Origin of the sequence: Companilactobacillus kimchiensis (assembly GCF_001438805.1) — a bacterium.
GTDB classification, from domain to species: Bacteria; Bacillota; Bacilli; order Lactobacillales; family Lactobacillaceae; genus Companilactobacillus; species Companilactobacillus kimchiensis.
Genome location: NZ_JQCF01000052.1, coordinates 1 through 3,423, shown reverse-complemented (window position 1 = coordinate 3,423; position 3,423 = coordinate 1). Strand labels below are relative to the sequence as shown.

The 3,423-nt window shown below is 47.7% G+C and carries 2 tRNA genes and 1 rRNA gene; all 3 read right to left on the bottom strand.

Features of this window, described 5'->3' with window-relative positions:
• Positions 1 to 6: 6 nt before the first annotated feature.
• Positions 7 to 2,980, bottom strand: a 23S ribosomal RNA gene (locus IV57_RS12755).
• Between the two features lie 166 nt (positions 2,981 to 3,146).
• Positions 3,147 to 3,219: transfer RNA gene (locus IV57_RS12750), tRNA-Ala, on the bottom strand.
• Positions 3,220 to 3,245: 26 nt separating this feature from the next.
• Positions 3,246 to 3,320, bottom strand: a tRNA-Ile gene (locus tag IV57_RS12745).
• Positions 3,321 to 3,423: the final 103 nt, after the last annotated feature.

Here is a 3,423-nt window from a genome sequence, read left to right as displayed (position 1 = left end):
TTTTACTCGATTAAGTCCTCGATCTATTAGTACTGCTCAGCTCCATATATCGCTATACTTCCACCCGCAGCCTATCTACGTCATAATCTCTAACGGATCTTACTTCCATAAAGGAATGGGAAATCTCATCTCGAGGGGGGCTTCACACTTAGATGCTTTCAGCGTTTATCCCTTCCATACGTAGCTACCCAGCGATGCGCCTGGCGGCACAACTGGTACACCAGAGGTATGTCCATCCCGGTCCTCTCGTACTAAGGACAGCTCCTCTCAAATTTCCTACGCCCGCGACGGATAGGGACCGAACTGTCTCACGACGTTCTGAACCCAGCTCGCGTACCGCTTTAATGGGCGAACAGCCCAACCCTTGGGACCGACTACAGCCCCAGGATGCGATGAGCCGACATCGAGGTGCCAAACCTCCCCGTCGATGTGAACTCTTGGGGGAGATAAGCCTGTTATCCCCAGGGTAGCTTTTATCCGTTGAGCGATGGCCCTTCCATATGGTACCACCGGATCACTAACTCCGACTTTCGTCCCTGCTCGTCTTGTCAGACTCGCAGTCAAGCTCTCTTATACGTTTACACTCTGCGAATGATTTCCAACCATTCTGAGAGAACCTTTGAGCGCCTCCGTTACATTTTAGGAGGCGACCGCCCCAGTCAAACTGCCCACCAGACACTGTCCCTCACCGCGCTAAGCGGTGTAGGTTAGAGTTTTCATATAACAAGGGTAGTATCCCACCAACGCCTCCCTCGAAACTAGCGTTCCGAGATCAATGGCTCCTACCTATCCTGTACATGTCACACAAAAACTCAATATCAAGCTACAGTAAAGCTCCATGGGGTCTTTCCGTCCTGTCGCGGGTAACCCGCATCTTCACGGGTATTATAATTTCACCGAGTCTCTCGTTGAGACAGTGCCCAAATCATTACGCCTTTCGTGCGGGTCGGAACTTACCCGACAAGGAATTTCGCTACCTTAGGACCGTTATAGTTACGGCCGCCGTTTACTGGGGCTTCAATTCTCAGCTTCGCATACGCTAACTGATCCTCTTAACCTTCCAGCACCGGGCAGGCGTCAGCCCATATACGTCATCTTACGATTTAGCATAGACCTGTGTTTTTGATAAACAGTTGTTTGGGCCTATTCACTGCGGCTGGTTTTTACACCAGCACCCCTTCTCCCGAAGTTACGGGGTCATTTTGCCGAGTTCCTTAACGAGAGTTCACTCGCTGACCTTAGGATACTCTCCTCGACTACCTGTGTCGGTTTGCGGTACGGGTAGTTTATTTCTAACTAGGAACTTTTCTCGGCAGTGTGAGTTACTGTGCTTCGCTACTAAATTTCGCTCCCCATCACAACTTGCCCTTAAAGGTATAAGCATTTGACTCATACNTAAATTTCGCTCCCCATCACAACTTGCCCTTAGAGAGATAAGCATTTGACTCATCCCAAGGCTTGCGGCTTGGACACACATATCCATCAGTGTGCACACATCATCCTCCTGCGTCCTTCCATCGTTCAAACAAAATAAACTAGTACGGGAATATCAACCCGTTATCCATCGATTACACCTCTCGGTCTCATCTTAGGCCCCGACTAACCCTGGGAGGACGAGCCTTCCCCAGGAAACCTTAGTCTTTCGGCCGACCAGATTCTCACTGATCTTTCGTTACTCATACCGGCATTCTCACTTCTAATCACTCCACTGCTCCTCACGGTACAGCTTCAATGCAATTACAACGCTCTCCTACCACGTGTCTTGCGACACATCCACAGTTTCGGTATCATGCTTAGCCCCGGTACATTTTCGGCGCAGAATCACTCGACTAGTGAGCTATTACGCACTCTTTGAATGAATGGCTGCTTCTGAGCCAACATCCTAGTTGTCTATGCGTTTCCACATCCTTTTCCACTTAGCATGAATTTTGGGACCTTAACTGGTGATCTGGGCTGTTTCCCTTTCGACGGTGGATCTTATCACTCATCGTCTGACTCCCGGGTATAGATTGATGGTATTCGGAGTTTATCTGAATTCAGTAACCCAAGACGGGCCCCTAGTCCAAACAGTGCTCTACCTCCATAATCCTAATCCCCGAGGCTAACCCTAAAGCTATTTCGGAGAGAACCAGCTATCTCCAAGTTCGTTTGGAATTTCACCGCTATCCACATCTCATCCCAGCATTTTTCAACATACACGGGTTCGGTCCTCCAATGCGTTTTACCGCATCTTCAACCTGGACATGGATAGGTCACTTGGTTTCGGGTCTACATCAACATACTCAATCGCCCTATTCAGACTCGCTTTCGCTACGGCTCCGACTTTTCATCTTAACCTTGCATGTTAACGTAACTCGCCGGTTCATTCTACAAAAGGCACGCCATCACCCATTAACGGGCTCTGACTACTTGTAGGCACATGGTTTCAGGATCTATTTCACTCCCCTTCCGGGGTACTTTTCACCTTTCCCTCACGGTACTGGTTCACTATCGGTCACTAGGGAATATTTAGCCTTGGGAGATGGTCCTCCCAGATTCCGACGGAGTTTCTCGTGTTCCGCCGTACTCAGGATACTGAATGGAGTGGGTCAGATTTCGTTTACGTGGCTTTCACACTCTTTGGCCAAGCTTTCCAGCTTGTTCAACTATCATTACCTTTTGTTCTCACAACATCAGTCCTACAACCCTAAAGAGCAAGCTCTTTAGTTTGGGCTGTTCCCGTTTCGCTCGCCGCTACTCAGGGAATCGAATTTTCTTTCTCTTCCTGCAACTACTTAGATGTTTCAGTTCATTGCGTGTTCCTCTTGATTGCTATGTATTCACAAACAAGTAAATATCCATTACGATATTTGGGTTCCCCCATTCGGAAATCCCCGGATCAAAGCTTACTTACAGCTCCCCGAGGCGTATCGTCGTTAGTTACGTCCTTCATCGGTTCCTAGTGCCTAGGCATCCACCATGCGCCCTTTATAACTTAATCTTAAAATCTTGACAAAATACGGAAATACATCCGTTCTTATCGCGCAGTTTTCGGTGTTTCATTAATTCATTATTTCTTAATATCCAGTTTTCAAGGTACGAGTTTTTGAGAGTTAGANATTTCTTAATATCCAGTTTTCAAGGTACGAGTATGACTTCTCAGTCAATGGAGGTTAACGGGATCGAACCGATGACCTCCTGCTTGCAAAGCAGGTGCTCTCCCAGCTGAGCTAAACCCCCATATTACTTATTAAAATGTCTGAGAATGGGCCTAAATGGACTTGAACCATCGACCTCACGCTTATCAGGCGTGCGCTCTAAACCAGCTGAGCTATAGGCCCAAAAAACGCCTGGTAGGCCTCTCAAAACTAAACAAAGTTTTAACGAATTGTGTATTCCGTTGATGCTTACGCATCATATCCTTAGAAAGGAGGTGATCCAGCC